18 protein-coding genes are annotated in these 19,278 nt (G+C 47.9%); 4 read left to right on the plus strand and 14 right to left on the minus strand.

The genetic code is table 11. The features are described 5' to 3' along the window. Positions 1-30 precede the first annotated feature (30 nt). Together QUE74_RS16225 and QUE74_RS16230 are read left to right on the plus strand one after the other, a co-directional pair. On the plus strand, positions 31-549 hold the full coding sequence (locus QUE74_RS16225) for an outer membrane lipoprotein (protein ID WP_001295476.1): 519 nt from the start codon (positions 31-33) through the stop codon (positions 547-549). 15 nt (positions 550-564) lie between these two features. Continuing rightward, the gene (locus QUE74_RS16230) at positions 565-1,104 is read left to right on the plus strand and encodes a DUF5384 family protein (protein ID WP_000755178.1); all 540 of its coding nucleotides are present in this window, start codon (positions 565-567) and stop codon (positions 1,102-1,104) included. A gap of 217 nt (positions 1,105-1,321) precedes the next feature. Here QUE74_RS16230 and QUE74_RS16235 read toward each other — a convergent pair whose 3' ends face one another. Genes QUE74_RS16235 through QUE74_RS16250 form a run of 4 tightly spaced genes read right to left on the minus strand, consistent with a single transcriptional unit; the run spans position 1,322 to position 3,104 of the window. Then, a complete protein-coding gene (locus tag QUE74_RS16235) occupies positions 1,322-1,804 on the minus strand; it encodes a DUF2514 domain-containing protein (protein WP_001360874.1) in 483 nt (160 codons plus the stop codon). Further along, entirely contained in the window at positions 1,801-2,430 is a 630-nt protein-coding gene (locus tag QUE74_RS16240) for a glycoside hydrolase family 19 protein (protein WP_000354068.1), read from the minus strand. Before QUE74_RS16240 ends, QUE74_RS16235 begins: the two co-directional genes overlap by 4 nt. After that, positions 2,420-2,713 carry a phage holin family protein gene (locus QUE74_RS16245; RefSeq protein ID WP_000203486.1) on the minus strand — a complete coding sequence of 98 codons (294 nt, stop codon included), beginning with the start codon at positions 2,711-2,713 and terminating at the stop codon, positions 2,420-2,422. Before QUE74_RS16245 ends, QUE74_RS16240 begins: the two co-directional genes overlap by 11 nt. After that, the gene (locus tag QUE74_RS16250) at positions 2,700-3,104 is read right to left on the minus strand and encodes a putative holin (RefSeq protein WP_000951621.1); all 405 of its coding nucleotides are present in this window, start codon (positions 3,102-3,104) and stop codon (positions 2,700-2,702) included. Before QUE74_RS16250 ends, QUE74_RS16245 begins: the two co-directional genes overlap by 14 nt. A 156-nt stretch (positions 3,105-3,260) precedes the next feature. On the opposite strand from QUE74_RS16250, the gene QUE74_RS16255 reads away from it, so the two are divergent. Beyond that, complete coding sequence (locus QUE74_RS16255; RefSeq protein ID WP_105287321.1) at positions 3,261-5,120, plus strand: acyltransferase family protein; 1,860 nt, start codon at positions 3,261-3,263, stop codon at positions 5,118-5,120. Between the two features lie 35 nt (positions 5,121-5,155). Here QUE74_RS16255 and QUE74_RS16260 read toward each other — a convergent pair whose 3' ends face one another. Next, positions 5,156-7,411 carry a phage tail protein gene (locus tag QUE74_RS16260; protein WP_105287320.1) on the minus strand — a complete coding sequence of 752 codons (2,256 nt, stop codon included), beginning with the start codon at positions 7,409-7,411 and terminating at the stop codon, positions 5,156-5,158. A gap of 195 nt (positions 7,412-7,606) precedes the next feature. On the opposite strand from QUE74_RS16260, the gene QUE74_RS16265 reads away from it, so the two are divergent. After that, positions 7,607-7,864: a hypothetical protein gene (locus tag QUE74_RS16265; RefSeq protein WP_001188262.1), complete on the plus strand. Its 258-nt coding sequence runs from the start codon at positions 7,607-7,609 to the stop codon at positions 7,862-7,864. A 42-nt stretch (positions 7,865-7,906) separates the two neighbouring features. On the opposite strand, the gene QUE74_RS16270 is transcribed toward QUE74_RS16265, so the two are convergent. From QUE74_RS16270 to gp10, 9 genes are read right to left on the minus strand one after another with little or no spacing between them, the layout of a single operon-like run. Further along, on the minus strand, positions 7,907-8,047 hold the full coding sequence (locus QUE74_RS16270; protein WP_000559990.1) for a hypothetical protein: 141 nt from the start codon (positions 8,045-8,047) through the stop codon (positions 7,907-7,909). Positions 8,048-8,056: 9 nt separating this feature from the next. Further along, positions 8,057-10,531: a hypothetical protein gene (locus tag QUE74_RS16275; RefSeq protein WP_001248460.1), complete on the minus strand. Its 2,475-nt coding sequence runs from the start codon at positions 10,529-10,531 to the stop codon at positions 8,057-8,059. A 5-nt stretch (positions 10,532-10,536) separates the two neighbouring features. Continuing rightward, entirely contained in the window at positions 10,537-12,339 is a 1,803-nt protein-coding gene (locus QUE74_RS16280) for a hypothetical protein (RefSeq protein WP_000119852.1), read from the minus strand. Beyond that, positions 12,336-14,849, minus strand: a complete 2,514-nt coding sequence (locus tag QUE74_RS16285; RefSeq protein WP_001145654.1) for a hypothetical protein — start codon at positions 14,847-14,849, stop codon at positions 12,336-12,338. Before QUE74_RS16285 ends, QUE74_RS16280 begins: the two co-directional genes overlap by 4 nt. Then, positions 14,849-15,394 carry a virion core protein, T7 gp14 family gene (locus tag QUE74_RS16290; protein WP_000332878.1) on the minus strand — a complete coding sequence of 182 codons (546 nt, stop codon included), beginning with the start codon at positions 15,392-15,394 and terminating at the stop codon, positions 14,849-14,851. Before QUE74_RS16290 ends, QUE74_RS16285 begins: the two co-directional genes overlap by 1 nt. Further along, complete coding sequence (locus QUE74_RS16295; protein WP_000580591.1) at positions 15,394-15,858, minus strand: hypothetical protein; 465 nt, start codon at positions 15,856-15,858, stop codon at positions 15,394-15,396. The genes QUE74_RS16290 and QUE74_RS16295 overlap by 1 nt, the downstream gene beginning before the upstream one ends. After that, positions 15,858-18,329 carry a phage tail protein gene (locus QUE74_RS16300; RefSeq protein ID WP_001018540.1) on the minus strand — a complete coding sequence of 824 codons (2,472 nt, stop codon included), beginning with the start codon at positions 18,327-18,329 and terminating at the stop codon, positions 15,858-15,860. The genes QUE74_RS16295 and QUE74_RS16300 overlap by 1 nt, the downstream gene beginning before the upstream one ends. Beyond that, the gene (locus QUE74_RS16305) at positions 18,329-18,934 is read right to left on the minus strand and encodes a phage connector family protein (protein ID WP_000179257.1); all 606 of its coding nucleotides are present in this window, start codon (positions 18,932-18,934) and stop codon (positions 18,329-18,331) included. The genes QUE74_RS16300 and QUE74_RS16305 overlap by 1 nt, the downstream gene beginning before the upstream one ends. Beyond that, positions 18,934-19,257: a capsid staple protein gene (gp10, locus tag QUE74_RS16310; protein ID WP_000424496.1), complete on the minus strand. Its 324-nt coding sequence runs from the start codon at positions 19,255-19,257 to the stop codon at positions 18,934-18,936. The genes QUE74_RS16305 and gp10 overlap by 1 nt, the downstream gene beginning before the upstream one ends. Positions 19,258-19,278 lie beyond the last annotated feature (21 nt).

A 19,278-nucleotide genomic window follows, 5' to 3' on the forward strand; every position in this document is an offset into this window, starting at 1 on the left:
TATTTTTCGTAATGTGTATAACAAGGAATAGTGATGAAATTTAAAAAATGTCTTCTGCCTGTGGCAATGTTAGCGTCATTCACTCTGGCAGGATGCCAGTCAAATGCTGATGATCATGCCGCCGATGTTTATCAAACCGATCAACTGAATACCAAACAAGAAACTAAAACCGTTAATATTATTTCCATTCTTCCCGCAAAAGTTGCCGTAGACAACTCCCAAAATAAACGAAACGCACAAGCCTTCGGCGCGCTTATTGGTGCAGTCGCTGGCGGTGTTATCGGCCACAACGTGGGGTCTGGCAGCAATTCCGGAACGACGGCAGGTGCAGTTGGCGGCGGAGCTGTTGGCGCGGCAGCAGGTTCTATGGTGAATGATAAAACCTTAGTGGAAGGTGTTTCTCTAACGTATAAGGAAGGCACCAAAGTGTATACCTCCACCCAGGTGGGTAAAGAGTGCCAGTTTACGACAGGTTTAGCCGTTGTTATTACCACGACGTATAACGAAACGCGTATTCAGCCAAATACCAAATGTCCTGAAAAGAGCTAATAATCAGGAGGAGTCATGAAGAAAGTTTTTCTTTGCGCCATCTTAGCCTCCTTAAGCTATCCGGCTATCGCCTCATCATTGCAGGATCAACTCTCTGCTGTCGCAGAAGCGGAACAGCAAGGTAAAAATGAAGAGCAAAGGCAGCATGACGAATGGGTCGCGGAGCGCAACAGGGAAATCCAGCAAGAGAAGCAACGTCGCGCAAACGCCCAGGCCGCGGCTAATAAAAGAGCGGCAACGGCAGCGGCGAATAAGAAAGCTCGTCAGGATAAACTGGACGCCGAAGCCACTGCGGACAAGAAACGCGATCAAAGTTATGAAGATGAGCTACGCAGCTTAGAGATTCAGAAACAAAAACTGGCGCTGGCGAAAGAAGAAGCCCGCGTTAAGCGAGAAAACGAATTTATCGATCAGGAACTGAAGCACAAAGCTGCGCAAACCGATGTGGTGCAATCTGAAGCTGACGCAAACAGGAATATGACTGAAGGCGGTCGCGATCTGATGAAAAGCGTGGGCAAAGCAGAAGAGAACAAATCGGACAGCTGGTTTAACTAAGCGATGTCAGTAACTTCAATCCTATGATTCGTGAGTATAAAAACCCTCTGTAGTAACAGAGGGTTTTGCTAATTCATAGTGCAGGGATCAAATCATTCCCACTCAATTATTTACGACAATCATAACCAATTGAGTGATAACATTTTTCCAAAACTTCATTTTTCTAGTACCGTTTTATATACCGTCACCGGAAATCAGTACCATGAAAAATGCCATGCTATCTGGTCAGGGTGTCGTATTGTTTTTCGCAGACTCTTCCGGCTTCGGCTGCCCGGTCAGCATACTCTGCCAGTTGTCTGTTTCTCTCGAGAGATTTGCTGAGCACGTCGGCAAGCAAAACTCCGGTGTCTGCGGCTGACGTCCCAGCGCCGACAATGGCGTTATACTGCCTGAGCTGCTCACGGATGGCAAAGAGTTGTTGCTGCAACCGGCCAGCGCGAGCGGCAGCATCAAGAGCATCATTGCGCGCCTGGTCGATCCTCTGCTGCGCTTCACGTTCATTGATCGATTTCTCCTGTTCGTAGTGCTGACGAACTATCTCATCTTCAGCTTTGCGGTCTTCCTTCGCCTGCGCATACCCGGCATCGTACTGACGACTGCCGTGTACATTCCAGGAAACAATTCCCGATATGACCAGAACAGCAAGCATCACCACGATAAGCAACTGTTTCCAGTATGCTTTTGCGAATGCCCAGATCATACCGCCAGCACCTTACTGGCAGTGATGTACCGCGCGCGCCGGTCGTCGATGCCGTTCCGGCCACCATTGATAATCAGAGTTACACGTGCAATATCGCCGGTATACTTCATGCATCCTTTGCTGGCGAAGAACCACGCCGCGCTACGAGCCGCATATTCGTCCTGCGCCAACAGTTCAGGATTCTCCAGCAGGTCCACTTTCAGGACGTTTCCGCAATCACGATAGTTATTCAAACCGGTAATCTGGATAAGTCCGCGGCCACGGTAATTCCAGCCATCACCAGGGGCATTGTTCCCCATGCGTTTGCTGTACGCCAGATTGGCGATCGCGCGCTGGCGCTCCAGCGGTAACGATGGCTCGCCAGCACGGCGGCCCAGCGCGTTGGCCTGACCCTGAGTAAGTCGCCCGGCGCGGACGAATCCTGCGAGCCCTGCAACGCTGTAGTTGAAGTTTTCCTGCAGCCGGGTGAAACCAGTAGACTCATGCCCCACCTGCGCGATAAACATCGCCTGGTGCAGCGGTTGCTCGATGCCAAACTCTTTCATGGCTGCGGTGATATGCAGGTACCAGCGCGCGGCCAGCACCTCACTGATGCCAGCTGCACGCTGGAATTGGTTAATGTCCATGCTGGGACCTCGTTATCTTGAAAATTTGCACCACGTTCCCTTTTGTCTTGATGAGCGCAGCCAGGAACACGGCTTTGATGATGACTTCTGACCAGTCGGCGCTGACGTAGTACCCGTAGAAAGTCCGGATAGGTACGCTGGCTGCCACGACGATCAGCAGATAGGCGAGCCACCCACCCCACCAGCGGTGACGTGACCCGTCACGGCGGAACAGAAGCACTCGGATTGCAATGCCACCGCAGATAGCGGCGTTAAGGATGAGAAGCAGATCAGGACTGGTCATCGTCTTTTCTCCCCGGGATCATGTCGCGCGGATTTTCAGAACGGTGATACAGCCAGATGCCAATGCGAACAGCGACGATTGCAGACACGAATGCCCCGGCGGAATACACAATGCCCTTCTCAAAAGAGTCCTGCGTAATCGTTGGTATCAGGCTGGCAAAGCCAATCAGAATGGAAGCTGTCGCTTTATAGAAGAGAACGCCGCAGAGGAAGCTTAGGAGCGCCAGGAGCAACCTACGCTTTATCGGATACTCAACCGCTGAGGTAACAAAAATTACCGCACCAGCAAGAGCACCTAAAGCCACCTCAGGCGGTATACCAACGAACACGGACGCCAGTGCAGTCAGGCTTAACCCCTGATTTACTGACTCTGTTGTCAGCACATGCGCCATAGTGACCACCGTTTATTGTGCATAAAGAACCCCCTTAGTTGGTGAGTTCATCATACACAATAAACCATATGTGGATTAAATTTGATCGGATAACTCTTAACGAAATTACCCTAAAGGTGATATCATTAATGCATCTTACTCAAAACGATAGCGATTATGTCTTCTTTAAAATACAGAACAGATATAGGCGGGCTTAGGGCTATTGCTGTTATGGCAGTTGTCCTTTATCACTTCGGAGTCAAAGGGTTCTCTGGTGGATTTTCAGGCGTAGATATATTCTTTGTTATATCAGGGTATCTGATGACTGGAATAATTTACACAAAGATATCTAATGGAAACTTTTCACTGTTAGGATTTTATCTTGATAGGGCAAGAAGAATTATACCTGCTTTAACTGTAGTTTCAGTTGCTGTTCTGATAGTTGGTTACTTCATTCTTTTACCTTCTGAATATGAATACCTGGCTCAACACGTAAGAAGTAGCCTTTTATTTTTCTCAAACGTTGAGTATTACCATAGCATTGATTATTTTGATACTGCATCAAAGCAGAAATGGCTTCTTCATACATGGTCGCTTTCTGTAGAGTGGCAGTTTTACATGGTATATCCAATCATAATGATGGTGATTGCAAAGCTATTGGGCGCTAAGCATATAAGGTATGTTGTTGCCATCCTTGCAATTATATCATTTACTGCCTCAGTGTATCTTTCTTATAATAATCAGGGCGCTGCATTTTATCTTCTGTCAAGCAGAGCTTGGGAGATGCTGGCTGGCGGCCTTGCCTACCTTCTTCCTACTATACAAAATTCAAAACGCACTGCTGTATTTAGATGGATTGCCATAGCCTTTGCAGTATCGGGGATAGTCTTGCTTAACAGCTTAATGAAGTGGCCTGGGTATCTTGCCTTAATACCAGTCGTTTCTACTTTCTTTGTCATTTATCTTGGATGTAAAGATAACCTATTACTTGATAATGCATTATCTCAATGGGTTGGGAAAATTTCATACTCGGTATATCTGGTTCACTGGCCCATAGTTGTATATATGTCAATGAATAAGATGGATGATATGGTTTATACAGTATCAGGTGTTGCCTTATCAATTCTTATTGGTGCCGCATCATTTTATTTAATTGAAAACCCTTCAAGAAAGGCACTTTCAAAATTTAAAAACGGCAGGTCCTTGAATGAATTAACTTCAATCGTGCTACCTGTAGGTGGTGTAGTTGGTTTGTGCTTCGCTGTACTATTGCTATCTGGAATTCCATCAAGGTTTTCGTTTGCCACAATGACGTCCGAACAGCTAAAAGAACAAATGAACAGGTATTGGGTTGATGGAGACAAGCCTCACCCTGTACCGAAGACAGGTGACAAAAAAATAGTAATAATCGGTAATTCTCATGGCATAGATCTGACTTATGCACTTACTGAAAATGGGATGAAGGGTGATATAACTTATATAAGAACTACAAACTTATGTTCAAACTTTGGTTATACACCAAACGACATGCCCTATGTAGAAAAGTGCAAAAAAATATTCAATGACGTAATCTCATCTCCAGCCATAGCTGAAGCTAACATTATAATCCTTCATGATGATTATGGCGTTGGCGATCTGTTCGGGATGCTTTACTCTATAGGCAAAATACAGGAGAGGACTAAAGGAGAAGTTATTGTATTTGGGCCTAAGATGAAGTTTACGGCACAGCCAATGGAAATAATTAAGTCTGCTTTTAAATCTGGCGTAAACACAGTTGATGGGATAAATAAATACTCTAAAAAGTATTATGACAATAGTAGAGTTGAAATTAACAATACGATAAAAGGCTATCTTGGTAGCAACCAGCATTCGTATAAATACATAGATACGCTTGCCGAGCAGTGCGGAAAGTCAATGAATTGTGACATCCTTTCTACTAAAGGTGATTATCTTTACTTTGATAATAGTCATTTCACTCTAGAAGGCTCAAGGGAGTTTGGGAAAAAATTAAAAAATGACAAGCCATTTATTTTTTAATTGATGATGGGGAGCATTGCTCCCCACGCATAACATCAACCTATTTTAGTGTAAGTCCAGTTTAAAGTGCCTGCCACCTGGCTTGTAATGGTTACAATTCTCCCTGTTGCTGAAAAACTAAGAAATGCTGCTATTTTTAACGCAACAAGAATTAGCTTATCTCCATCATACATTGCCAGTTGTGTAGATGCGTAATTTTCTCCGCTTCCAGCCACCCATACGCTAATAATGTAAGTACCTTGCGAATCTGGTAGAGAGAAAAGTGTTGTCGGAGTATTTTCAGCAACAGCAGTAGAGCCTTTACTGGTATAGAAGCATGATGTTTGCAATCCTTCCTTAGATGTTATTTGTGAATAACCATCTACGATAAGTCCTGTTTTTTTAGGGCAGTCATACCATGATACATCACCAGTACTTAGCGTACTTAAGACAGGGGTACCAGTGGTAGTCGCCCTGAATCTGCTATTAAAGACGCTTATTTTAGCTGTGTCAGTTGCATGTAGCATGATGGGATACCCAGACCCAGTATATGCAACTGTGTTGGTGTCAGATAAATCATCTTCTGATGACTCAATTTTAACATCGCTGCTACCTGACGCCCTGATGTAGGAAACTACACCAGCATCACTTGGCGCAACACTTCGCATGCTGTTCTGATGTGCAGTCAGGCCAGAAATGCCACCACTACTATTTTCGAAATGGAATAGTGCTGCCTCTCCATAACCATCTGTAGAGATGGTGTTACCCTCCGCATCAAAACCAATAATGTTAAAACTATGTGTGTTAAGAACATGAACGCCAGCCCCACCAAGCGAACCTGCGTTTAACGAAATATTTGATCCATCCATGGCACAGTTAATCATTGTAGCTGCAAAGACAGAACCAAACTGATATGGTGATATACATCCAGATGTATAACATCTTTCCATCAGAATGGTAGTGCCAGTTCCTTTTGTAAAACCATTATGGCAGTTTCTGGCCCACACATTCGTAAGTTTTGTCAAGTATGTGCCAGTCTGATCATTAAAGCATGACCATGCACCATGAACTGTACAGTTTTTAATTTCAGACATTTCCAAGATTGTTGAATTTGGAATTGTCGAGTAGAAATTAAATGCAATTTTCCCACCATCATTTTCAGGATTCGTTGGTGTGGTTCCTGGATCATAGAAAATATAAAGACCATCAATAAAAATCTGAATCATTTTTGTCGATAGGGAATCACCTTGATCTAAAGCAAAGGCTGAAATATTACCAACAATAGACATAAATGATTGCGCTCTATTTATTGTATCAGTTCCCTCTCCAACAATCCTAACGGAGTTTTTCAGAAAAATAGTTGAATTATAGTAACCAGTTCCCTTTGGAATAAGCACTGTTTTTCCCGTGTTACATGCGGACTGAAGCGCAGCATAATCAACAGATTGAGATAGAGATGAAACAAATGGATATACCATCTGAGCAGCTGATAGTGTTGAAAATATCTCGCTTAAAGGGTGAAGCGTTCCATCAATTGTCGCTCCAAAATCAACAACACTAATGGCTTGTGCATTTTTTATATGCTGCGAAAGAGAAATTGCCCCCTGGTAAGGCTGCTTCACTGTTATCAGCGCATCACCTTTCCCGTCAGCGCTGCTGGCCAACTGGTTGAATACGTCAGCCGCCGTTCCTGAAGGCACAGGGAACGGAACGGGCTTACCGTTGGCGATGCCGATTATGCTTCCTTCAAGTTGAGCGAGAGGTGGCAGCGGATCGATATAAGAATCAGGAACACGGATTGTATGGTCGATATTCGATAAAACCGTACTGTCCACATAATTCTTTGTGGATGCATCCTGCGGGTTTACCGGGTCTTTCAGGTTTCGAATATAGTTGTTCAGCGCGTTATAATAATTTGCCACGAATGACGGCTTGCGCAGCGCCAAGCTAAACCAACTTCGAACCTGCTGGATCAGCATCGTTAGCTTATCAAAAGCATCCTCATGCACTTCTGCAAAGAACTTCCCCTGATTACGCAAATCAGTTTCCTGCGTAACCGGGAGCTCTCGTGATATAGAAATCTGGTAACCGTTAGCTAACGCCTTCGACAGAATTACATTACCGCCGTTATATCCACCAGCCCCAGTGACAGTGTAATCAGTATCCAGAGCCAGCACAGCGATATTTTCGTCAAGGTCAACCACCTGCACTACCAGATCAGATTCCTTGAAAACCCTAAAGGTATAAGGGAATGAAGTCGTAACGCCATTGCCTGTGTATTCGTTGTGGTCAACTTCGGTTGAGACCGTCATGTTAAATCTCCAGATAGTCGCAGCACCCGTTGCGCCGCATATCTGGTTATTCTATTACCTGAAAAACCATATATGGATGGAAAGAGTGTTAATGTGAGCAGATATTACCTTTCAGGTGATTCGCAAAACGTGCTGGATAGCAAACAAATTATTTGATACTGTATAAACATACAGTTATTGCATGGAGAAGATAAGATGCAGCAGTATCACTATCCACTGGAAGAGGGATTTACCGAAAGGATTCACACGCCGGGAGGCGTCAGGTCACTGGTGGAAGGATCGCACTTGATGAAATTACTCCGGGATCTCGATAAGGATGGATTTAATGTCGATGGCCCACTTGCCGAACTGACTGCACTGATTAACTACGTCACCAGCTCACAGATGTCTATGCAGGATCTGCAAACACATCTCGACTATTGTGCCGAACAACTACGAAAACAAACCACATAAAGAAAAGGCCGCGAAAGCGGCCTGTGACATGTCACACTCACGTTATGACAAGCCTATGTATCCTGCTACACCAGATAATATCAAAATAACTGCAACAGCAAATTCGCCATCGTCAATGATACATTTACGGTTCATAACGCCAAGTGCAACAAGCGCAAACACAACAAGAATAAAAGCAATCATTTCTCATCCTTATTGCGGAGTGACATCCTGTGGTCGCCACCAGTATGTCTGGTTAAACTCTTTCTTCGAACGTTGCTCCATTTTACGCAAATAGCCTGGTGAAAAATACTCCTGCATCTGGTTAAAGATCATGTGATCGAGAGCCGCCTTCAAGTACCAGAGATTCGCACCTGGCATCAGCCCCTTCCCCAGCTTAACCAGATCACCACCAGTCTGCTCATTCTTCCCTTCCACAGCATTTAACGGTATGCCCTGAGCAATCTTCACTACGTCATCAACCAGACCAGCTACCGGGCCAAGCATCGACGCCAGCGCGCCGCTTCCGTACCTAGTGTGATCTGACAATAAAAAGTCACCGTAAAGGCCAAGACCACCACCTTTCAGTAGAGCACCAAGCCAAAATTTAGCAGCATCTTCTCCTGTCATCTCGCGATGATTACGACCAGACGCAAGGTCGTTAAGTTGCTGAGACAAAGCGCCAAGAATGGTCGTGCTGGCAATAAACGTCGCAATATATGCCGCACGCCCACCAGCAGACGGCATACCCATAGCGCGTGACCAGTGACGCATAACCACCGAGATAGGGAACGATTTAAACAGGAAAACACTTCTCGTTAATTCACCTTTCCATGTTCCACGCTGAATACCAGAACCGGTTATCAGTTGCTCACGTGCTCCCGGTGTAATAACAGCCATATCAACTTCTTCAGTTACGGCACCGAGCAGTTTACGCATTGCCTCAAATTTCACGCGTTCAGGCTCACCAAGATGTTTAACTGCTGAATCAGGGATACGCATAATGCTTTCCGGTGTCAGCATCGTATTATTACCGTTCCCCCAGTCCTCCTGTTGCGCCAGCTTCCATACGCTCCAGTCTGTGTCAGTAATCCCTTTGCTTTTCAGGATACGAAAATCAGAGTCATCGAGGCTACGAAGGTCTGGTGTCCGTGACACTACTTCTCCCAGGCTTCCCATCATGGTTACGCCATAGGCGCGCTTGTGCGCATCTGACCATGCTGTAAGCCCACTGGCACGCATTACCGCCGTTGCAGCCCAACGAGACACTGACGGCCCCATATTATCCATCGCCCAGCGGTTAACGCTGCCAAGTAGAGATTCCATCGCCAGACCAGCGCGGCGCGCCCGCGCAAGCTCAGTACGGTTCGTTGGGTCCATAGCTTCAAGCTGGTTGCGGAATAACTGGTTCATTGGAAGGTTGGTCACCTTCGCAGACAGATACATGGTTCCAAGATCAGAGAACGATGACAGCAACGCGGATCCGAGTCTGCTGGCAACCAGCCAGTTGCGGATATTGTCAGACCATCGCGCGATGTGCGGATTTGCTACAGGCTGTGTCTTTCCGGAAATAAAGTTGTACAGATTCTCTGTGTTGTTCGCCAGCCGCTCGACTTTACCGGTTTTACTCGGGTTAGCTGTTGCCGTTTCTGCCTTCACCTGATCAAGAAGAGAGCGGAAAACATGATCGGGGTTTGGGCCATATGTTTCCACCAGTGCAATATCTTTACTGATACCTTCCAGGTGACCGACCATGATTTCCCATAGAGAGCGATCGCCATAAAGTTGCTGATATTGCAGATAGGAATCTGCATCTTTGAAATGTATCTGTCGTGATGCATTACCACGGTTAGCACGTGCGCCGGAAATTCGCATTCCGGTATCAGTAAGCTTATTCAGCCCACCAGTAGCGATCGTGTTATAAGCCTCTCCAAGAAATGCAGACAACTCGGCATCGTTCATCAGTTGTCCATCGGCTCGGATATAATATTTGCGATCCAGCTTACCTATAACATCGCTAACCCACTTATCCTTTGATACCGCCCCAACCTTTTCCATAGAATGATGTTGAGGGATCCCCCAGTTTTCGAGATAGCCAATGTCCCCACCAGCATCATTAAACCGGCGGCGCAGCAGCTCTGTAACTTCTCTCCACGCCTTAGCACCTTTTCTTGCTTTAGCATTGCCAGTATTTTGCCCCCGCATTTCATATACCAGGTCACGTACGCCCGCTTCATCTTCAAACAGACCAAAAAAGCGAGGATCAACTGCTTCGAATGCCTCCTGCAATTGACTCAATGCATAATCACGGGTGGCTTTTGTTCTGGATTCAACAGAGAGGAAATTAGATTTACCGTCTGCATTAAAAGCTATAGTACGGTTAAGAGCGCCAAGTTTCCCATCAGCCCCTTGATAGCTATTGATAAATTTATCCAATCTCTGACGTGCAGCTATAGTGAGAGCCACACGACGTTTCTTTAATGCCGCTTCTCGCTGTAATTCTTCAGATGCCAATTGTGCTGCACGATACAGCCGCTCTGACTCGGAAAGTTGTCGCCACGACATAGGGTCATCACGAGCAATGGAGCGCATATTGCGATAAATGCGGTCTTCAATGTTCTGTATTTCTCGCGCCGTTAACGTGCGCTGCGCCGCCTGCTGGACCGCTTGTATACATTCCTGTCTCATTTAATTTAACCTCTCAAGAAACACGCCACAGCAACATCAAACAGGCTGGAATCCTGTATTGCCTGCTCACTTTCCCTGTTAGCTTCATCCAGTACTTCACGCGCACTGCGCGATTGTGGATTACCATCATCATCCAGCACGGTGATTATCATGTCAGGTGATTCAAGCAGCGAGTCTTCAGCTATACGCAGATCAATATCTCCTGCCGGATCTGCCATCATTTTTTGTTCTGTCTGTTGCAATATCTTACCGGGCTCAAAAGGAGCTACTTCGTCTGGCGTCCTGACCTCTGCTGTTTTATAGAATGAAACAGCCTGAGCATTAAGTTCACTTTCTGCCTGCTGTCGCCGTGCCAGTTCTGCTCGAGCTTCAAAAAACTGACCTCCAGGCTCGTGCGGTGCCAACGCGTTACGGGAAAATTCCAGGCGTTCTTGTGCCTGCCGGATTCGTTGATCAATATCACGAAGTCTGGCCTGTTTATCTGATCGAGCACGAGACAAAGCTTTACCGCTACCGGTTGGCTCTTCTGCAAGAATTTGTGCACGCTGTTCAGTGAGATTTTCAATAATTCGTTGGCTATTAGCGATTTCAGACTGGTAAACCTGTCTATCTCCACGCGGCAAAAGCTGCGCGGCCTGTTCTTCAAGCAACCGATTTTCTATAGCGCGCGCCGTTACTCCATCATCTACAGATGACAGAGCCTCATTAACTGCCTGAGACAGCAGACTCTTGCGCCCAGGAATTTCACTGAAAGATGCAGACTCAACAATGCTGGCAACGTCTACAGGTCTCCCCTGGCTAACATCAGACATAGCTTTTCGCAGAGCCTGAATGTGAGAATTGCGCGAAAGCACGTTGATCGGCACGCCGGGCGCAATATCAATTTCAGCATGATGAGCGGCATTCGCCGCCAGTGCAGCATCAATATCAACTGGTGAAAAATTTGGTGCGCTTGTAGACTCGCCGCGAGAGTTAATAAATCTGCCGACACCACCAAACGCCACCCCAAGAACAGCATCAATAGCAATTGCCTGTCGATCCAACACATCATACTGGTTAGCCATTTCGCTATAGCCACCATCACGAAGCGTTTTTGCAGTAAGCCCACGCTGTGCCATACCGAACGCAATATTTGTACCTGCGGCATAGGCAATATCTGGCGTTGCACTTACTGCTGTTGCTGCGGCGCGTCGCACTGAACTTTCACCCGTCCGCGCAAGCTGAGCCGCCACACCTTCCGCCAGCGCACCACCAGCACGTAACCCGAGGCTCATAGGGATCATTGTTCCGGCACCAGCAGTAATACCCTGCACTAATCCCGCTTCCTGCGCCGTCCTGAAATCAACACCCTGTGCTGTCAGCCGTTCAAACTCAGAAAAACCCTGTAGCGAAGTTACCGCCGCAGCACCTCCGGCCGGACCACCGAGCGTTGTACCGATAACAGCCTGCCCGCCCATATCGAACAACCCATAAAGAACCTGCCCGGCGGTTCCGGTTGTCGCGGCATCAGGCGTCAGCCGCTTAACCTGCTGCTCTGCTAGTTTTCTCTGCTCGGCAATGTATGAAACTGAAGTGTCATTGAGCGAGGTGTTTTCGTTAACAAACTGAGCAATCGGGGATACGATTTTATCCATCCCTGCCCAGAGCAACTGATCTGGCTTTGCCACCAGCCCGGAGTACAAACCAGACAATGCCGCTCCTACAGCATTGTCGAAAAAACCAACATCGCTGTTAAAGCCAGCTGGATTTGATGCTGCTTCGTCAAGCTGCTGATTCTGGTTTACTGGATTAAGGCCAAAGTAACTCATTGCGGAATATCTCCGGAGAATCTCTGACGCTTCTGTGTCAGATCAAGAACAACGGGAGAACCATCATCTTTTAGCAGATAACCAGTACCAAGTTTCACCAGGTACTGACTATCGCCGTAACTTTGCAAACCATACTGACCAGGCGGTGTTTTTATCCCTGTGCCAACAACTTGTTCATTCCAAGCCTGATTAACCTGCTTATCGAATTGCTCTGCAGACATTCCCCACGGCAAAAGAACATTCCCCATTCCGTTATAGTCATGCACGCCACCTGTAGCTACGTTAACAGCCTGTTTCCAGATATCATTGTCAATTTCGCCTGATACCACGCCTTTTTTCGCCATCACACCAGCGTAATAGTCCTTTGCGATCTCGTATGCCATTGATGCCCCCTGAGCATCACCAGCAAATGCATCCTTCACCATGTCAGAAAACTCAAGGCGGAGATCAGCATCTTTAGGCATCGGAATACCTTTCGCGTCATCAGTACCTTTACGAGCCGCCGCGCCAGCAAGAATTGTCTGCGCAGCGGTTTCAGGAGACACGGAAACATCCGGATTAAACCAGTTTTTTTCTGCCAAAATACCACCTGGCTTATCCATCAGTATCCCGGCAACGGCAGCAGATGGAGCGTTGGCACTGATCTGCTGTAGTGCTGACATATACACCTGCCCACCACCAGTGCTCTGCCTGATGGTATCGAGATATGCTGCCTGTTGGGAAACGGGCGCATCACGAAAGAAAACACCGATCTGATTGGCCTCGTCTTTGGAAAAGAACGTCAGTGGAGTGCCATATGACTTAGCAAGGTCACTGACCTGAGCAGCACGCAAGGCAACGCTCTGTCCAAAGTTATCCTTATTGCTCATGTCGATAGGCTTTGCCTGTCCGGCGGCAAGAGAGAACTGTACAGGATCAGCCTGTCGCTGCTTTATCACCTGACTTGCAGCCGACACAACGTTGTCATAAAGAGCGGCTCGTGCCGCATAACCCTCCCCTGTCTCACCAGTATCCGGGCGTAATTGCTCAACATATGCTGTAATGCTGCTTGTCGGCATGTTGCGGAAAGAGCCTATATACTGTCCGGCGATTTGCGTATTTCTGAACTCGGTATATCGCAGTTTTCCTTCTCTGACTCCATAAGCTGCAATAAAATCAGCCTCACCAGGTGGGTTAGGAAATTCAACGCCACGCATATACGCAGCTGTCGCATCGCGAACCTGGCTGTCAATCATCGTTTTATATTCAGCCTGCTGCTGCCGACGCAGTTGATCCGCCTGTCGCATAAAACTTGCCTGCGCCTCAGGAGATGCCGCATCGAATGCTGCATTACCGGTATAGCGTTTGGTGTTGGTTGGAATTGTTGATAAACCAAGTGCTGCACTGACACCAGCAGTTAACTGCTGATCACTGTATGGCTGGCTACCGTTCTCATGATGGATAATGGCTGCACAAAGCGCCTTCAGGGTATCAGGATTAGATGCATCGAGAGGCTCATCAGCAGAAACGCCAAGTTGTTCGCACACTGCTTTGATATACGACATAGTGTCATTTTTATCAGTAGGCGGTGCCCAGCGATTAATTATCTCGCTGACGGTATCAATACCCTGCCTCTGATACGACATCAGGTTCCGCCCTAATGCACGAATCCCGTGTTCAGGTGTTTCGAATTTAGCAAATCGACCATCATCACCGGTCTGGCCTACCCACGGATTAGTTTTGCTGTATTCGAGATTTCCTGGGTTATTGTTGCGTATGCCACGGGCACGCTCGGAAGAGTCACTATCTGCTACAGCACGGCGAGCTCCAGCAGCAGTATCGCTTAACTCGCCATTACTTTGGATAAATGAGATCGCATTGTTTGCCGACCACTGGGACAATGCTGCATCAGCAACCTTCTCTTTAAACTCGATTTTCTTGGCCTGTATTTGCTCGTCGCTCCAGCCATGTGCAGCACCGTACTCCTCAATTTGCTGGAAAGTTTGCTTATTAGCCAATACGTATGCGGCATTGTCGCCATACAATGCTGCGGCATTTTTACCATTGTTCAGCAGCGTCGCCTGAAACTGACCTTCTTCGTAGGCATTTATTTGCCCTATCTCGTGCCGCCCGGCCTGCGTAGTGAACTGAATACGCTGCTGCTGCGCCTGCTGCATGAAAGCATTACGAGCCTGTTCATCCGGCAGCGACATAGCCAGTTGTTCGATCTGAGCATCAAACTGCTGCGTATACTCCTGACCTTTTCCAATAGCATTTTTCCCTTTCAGGTTAAGCAAACCTGTTTCAGGGTTATTCAGCAGATCGCTGCCTGTCTGACTGAGTTTAAGGGATGCCTCCTGAGCCAGAGCGATATTGGCACGCTGTTTTGCCTGACCAAAAACATCAATTGTCTCTGCCCCTGCCCGAACAAAAGCATCACCAATACCTGGCTGAGAAAACGTCTGCAAGCCTGCTGACTGAACTCCACGGCTCTCAACCTGACGTCCGGATACTGTTGGTACGACTGGCATTATAATCCTCCAGGTAATCTGGTTCCTGCTGCTGCCCCGATTGGCGCAGGAGTGCTTTGAGTAAACGGACTCCACGTCCCACCAAACATCTGGTACGCACCGTATGCCTTCAGAGGCGCAGTGAGCAATGTTGTTGCTGCTCCCACATTCCCCTGTTTACGGGCTGAACTGGCTTCTGCTTTATAGTTAGCAGCCTGAACCTGATAACCGTAAGCCTCGCGTTGCGCGTTATTCACCGTCGTCAGCGAATCAAGGGCGCCAAACTGAGCAGTGTCACCAAATATATCCAGCGCGTTACCTGTAGATAAATCGGCGCCGGTCGCCCCCATTGTCGCCGCCTGTGTACCAAGCCGCTGTCGGGTCTCTCTGCGCCGTTGCTCAGCTTCAGCGTTACCCCTATTTATTGCATCATTTGCCTGAGCTGTGGCTATATCTGCGTTCGCTTCTGCAACCTTCGAGGCATACTTTCCCTGTTGGTACTGGGTGTATGCCTGAATGCCACTCATGGCGAGCATTGCGCCACCAGCAATAACCGGATCGCACATTATTTTCTCTCCATGTGAAATCTGTGGAAATTAAGACCAAGAGCACCATAAGGCGCGGCTTCTTCAAGCCTGAATCCAAGCCAGTGGAGCCATGCTTTGGCAACATGGTTTCGCTCGTCGACGTAGTTTTCCAGGCGCGGATAAACTGCCAGCATCTGCCGCAATACAGGGTGGCAGTGGCGAAGAAATGTCTTCTGATATTTTTCAATACGGCTGGTCCCGACCAGCCAGGGCGTACCATTGCCACCGATCATTGACGCCGGAGATACACCAAACATGGTTACCAGTTCTCCGTTCGCGAACCCTGACCAGGCCATAGTCGCAGTGCGCAGACCAACACGCAGCGCATCTTCGGTAGTCATCAGCGATACCGCATACAGTTCGTCAATATCAGCCTGACGAACATCCGGCAAAATCATCTGAAGATGCTCTTCGGTTGCGGGAATAATTTGAACACCAATCATCAGAATCCCCCAACAGTAAGGCGAGGAATAACGGCAAGAACAGACAGCGGCAACGGATCAAGCTGACGGATTTTTACACGTCCGTTTTTGCCCCAGTTACTGTCCAGTTTCACTTCTACTTTTCCGGTAGCATCATCAACAGGATCATCGTAGAACTCGAATTCACGCTGTGGATATTCGTACCATTTACCGCCGGGCGTAGTCGCCCAGATGCCGCGGCTGGCATTCACAACCAGAGTAACGGATGGGATCACCTGTTTTTTGTCCAGCAGCGTTTCCTGTCCGTTAATGTTGATATCCAGTGTTTCGAATTCAGCAGTTATTGGCAGGCCGATGTGCACTACAGCCCCCGGAGATTCCAGCGTGACGGCACCTCCGGAAACCACTTTCTGTGGTTCCACGTTCGCATCAGAGAGAATGTTTACGGTCTGGCCTTCAAGATGAGACAGGCCTCCAAATGTCCGGCGCGCCATCTGCCAGTTCGTGGTGGCCACATTCCTGAGGGATGGCGGGACGTTCCTGTTAGCACGAACCACTACAGCGGTATTGCTGGTTACAGAAATAATGTCGCAACGTAATTCTTTTGACACTTCATCGCCAGTATCAGGATCAGTTCCGGTATAAGGGAATTGTAGTTGCGCACCGACATCACTACTGGTGAAGTACGCACCACCAGAAATACTGATTGTATATTCCACGCGGTAATCCCATTCACCAGAACCACCAGTGATGGTCATCGTTCTGTCAGACGTATTTCTTCCATCATAGCTAAGGCCAGAATCAACAAAGAAAGCATCTTCATCGCTGGTAAATAAACGGCTGGACAGCCGCTCGATGTATCTCACTGTTTGCCCGTTAACGGTTCGGTTAACGACGAAATACACCGCATCTTCATTTCCTTCGCTGATACTGCATGTGCTTTCATATTTTCCGGTACTGGACTGTGGTGCCCATGCAAAAACCTGTTGATCACGCAAATAGGTCATCACCAGTAATTTACCGTCATCACGAATGCAGAAGGCGCTGGAGTAAGGGACAATAGAGAAGCACCAGTCAACAATGCTGTGCTTCTGAAAAAGATGATTGGCAAGGATAGTAAGGTCGTTCCCCTGATAGCCGTCAACATCGAATGAGTAGGCCAGATCACGGACAACACTGCCTTTCTCCTGGACGAACAGAGCAATATTCGCCACAGCAATTGGTGGGACGTTGCTTGAGCCATTTGATCCCTGAGAGCTAAATGCAAATGATGATGGGGTTAACACTTTGTTCTGGTCGCCGGTGATGACGTACTCACCTCCGGAAGTCAGCGCCACCAGCGAACCAACATCAATCAGGTGACGGATCTCATTAACCTGACGCCCGGCATAGGTGTAGATAATTCTGTCATCATCCTGCGTAGGATTGCTTTTGCCAAAATCCTTATAATCCCCAGTACGGCTGGCCCAGATAGTCTGAGGGAACGCAGTCGATGCGGCGAAGTAAAGACGTTGTTGATAATAAACAACAGTGCCAGGATAACCATTAACACTGTTCCAGGCATATTTAGCCCATTTATAGCTGGCATTATCCTCGCCAACGACCTGCGAAGGGATATAGGAAATCACCTCGGCAGTTGCAGTAGTTCCATTTGCAGCAGAGATACGGGCAATGCCAAAACCACTGTGCAGATACTCCCACTCAATGCCGGTATCATCATCACCGGATCCGCCCCAGCCATCCCATGATGTGCCTTCTGTATGCGAAGGGCGCAAAGTGCCTGTTTTGCCTGCTGTAACGGCGCGATAGTAGTTACTGTCTGCACGGCGAATATCGCCAATCGACGTACTCTTACTGGTTTCCCATACCGGCACAGAATCCACTGCAGGCTGTTCCAGATAGAACAATTTGCCTACCTGCTCCGCGCCAAAAATAGAGGCGCTTGCCGTTAACGTAATTGTCCCGGTGCTGGCGCTGGCATAAACCGTCACTGACTCGTCAATATTGATATCTTCAAATGGCCCGTTCTTCGTTACCACATCAACCAGTTGCCAGTTATCATGCGCATAGCGGCGCAACTCTTTCGGCGGGTATGCCGGGTGAACCAGCGTAAGCACGTCGGCGCTTTGCGTGAATTTAATTCGGAACAGATCGGCTTCAGTATATGGCGTGGCAATTTCATAAATAACATTGCTGCTGTTCAGCACCAACGCACCATCTTTGATAACGCGCATGTACTGGTGTCCGAACTCCAGAGCGTAGGTCTGAACCGTCGAGAACTGGAACGGGATCAGGCGGCATTTCCGATTTGGGTATTTGGCGGCACCGACAAAACGCGTACCAGGTCGATTCTCAACGCCGCCATACTGCCGCACGATAAAGTTATCGCACTTGCGCAATGCCACCTGGTACTTCGCCATGTCGATACGACCGTACAACGACGGTCCAATCTCACCACCGGCAAAGCTGGGCTGGATCCAACTGATAGCCATCAGGACAACCTCGCAATGGTAAACTCGTCAACCGGTGGCTGTGGTTCCTGTGATTCATTCTGGCTATGCGAGCCAGCACTAAGAATCACGCGATTGTACATATTGAGAGCAAATGTACCGAGATCCGCATTCCCAGTCAGCGCCATGTTAATGGCTGCCGCAAGACGCCAGGCCAACGCCTCCATAAAAATGGCATCAAACATGTTCACATCTGAAACGCGAGAGACATACTTGAGCCATGCCTGCGGCTGGTCTGTGTAGATCAACTTTCCTGTTCCGTCGGTGTCTGCACCAACTTCGTACTGAACGCGCATTGCTGCTGTTGGATTGCGTACACCAGGAAGCATAATTTCAGTAATGCGCAGACAATCTGACGGGTACTGATACGCATATTCCCAGTCAGGCGGTGGATTGCTCGTATCTGCAAGCGCCACGCGTTTGGTAGCAAAGTTCCAGTCAAAATCAGAAAGCACAGCATCACGGCAGGCCTCAAAGTGCAGCGAACATTCCCCCGCTTCCTTACTGGCTTCCGTCAGGCTGTTAATGCTGCGGCTATTGCCAATATTGGACAGCGCACGATTGCAGATCTCTACTACAGAGGCCATTACTCACCCCCATTGCCGTACAGGGTTTCAGCCGCTGATTTTTCTACATCCCTGGAAACAGGAGCGATCGCCATATCAGTGATCTGCAGATCGGCGCTGCGATTAACACCATCGTCAGTTTCTCTGGCAGACAGGCCTCGAATAACAGCCTTTGCAGTTATCATCACTTCTGTTCCGACGCCCTGAGGTTGTGCCTTCAGCTTATTCAATGTGTCGTTATTAAGAGTGATGCACAGCCCCCACGGGTATTCATCGCGAGTTCTGGTTTCTCCGCTCTCATCCTGGTAGCTGTCAGTGCCGGTTTTGAGGTTTACGAGTTCCATATACACTCCTGCAATAAAGGG

Origin of the sequence: Escherichia sp. 10290, from assembly GCF_030295155.1 — a bacterium.
In the GTDB taxonomy this organism is placed as follows: domain Bacteria; phylum Pseudomonadota; class Gammaproteobacteria; order Enterobacterales; family Enterobacteriaceae; genus Escherichia; species Escherichia coli_F.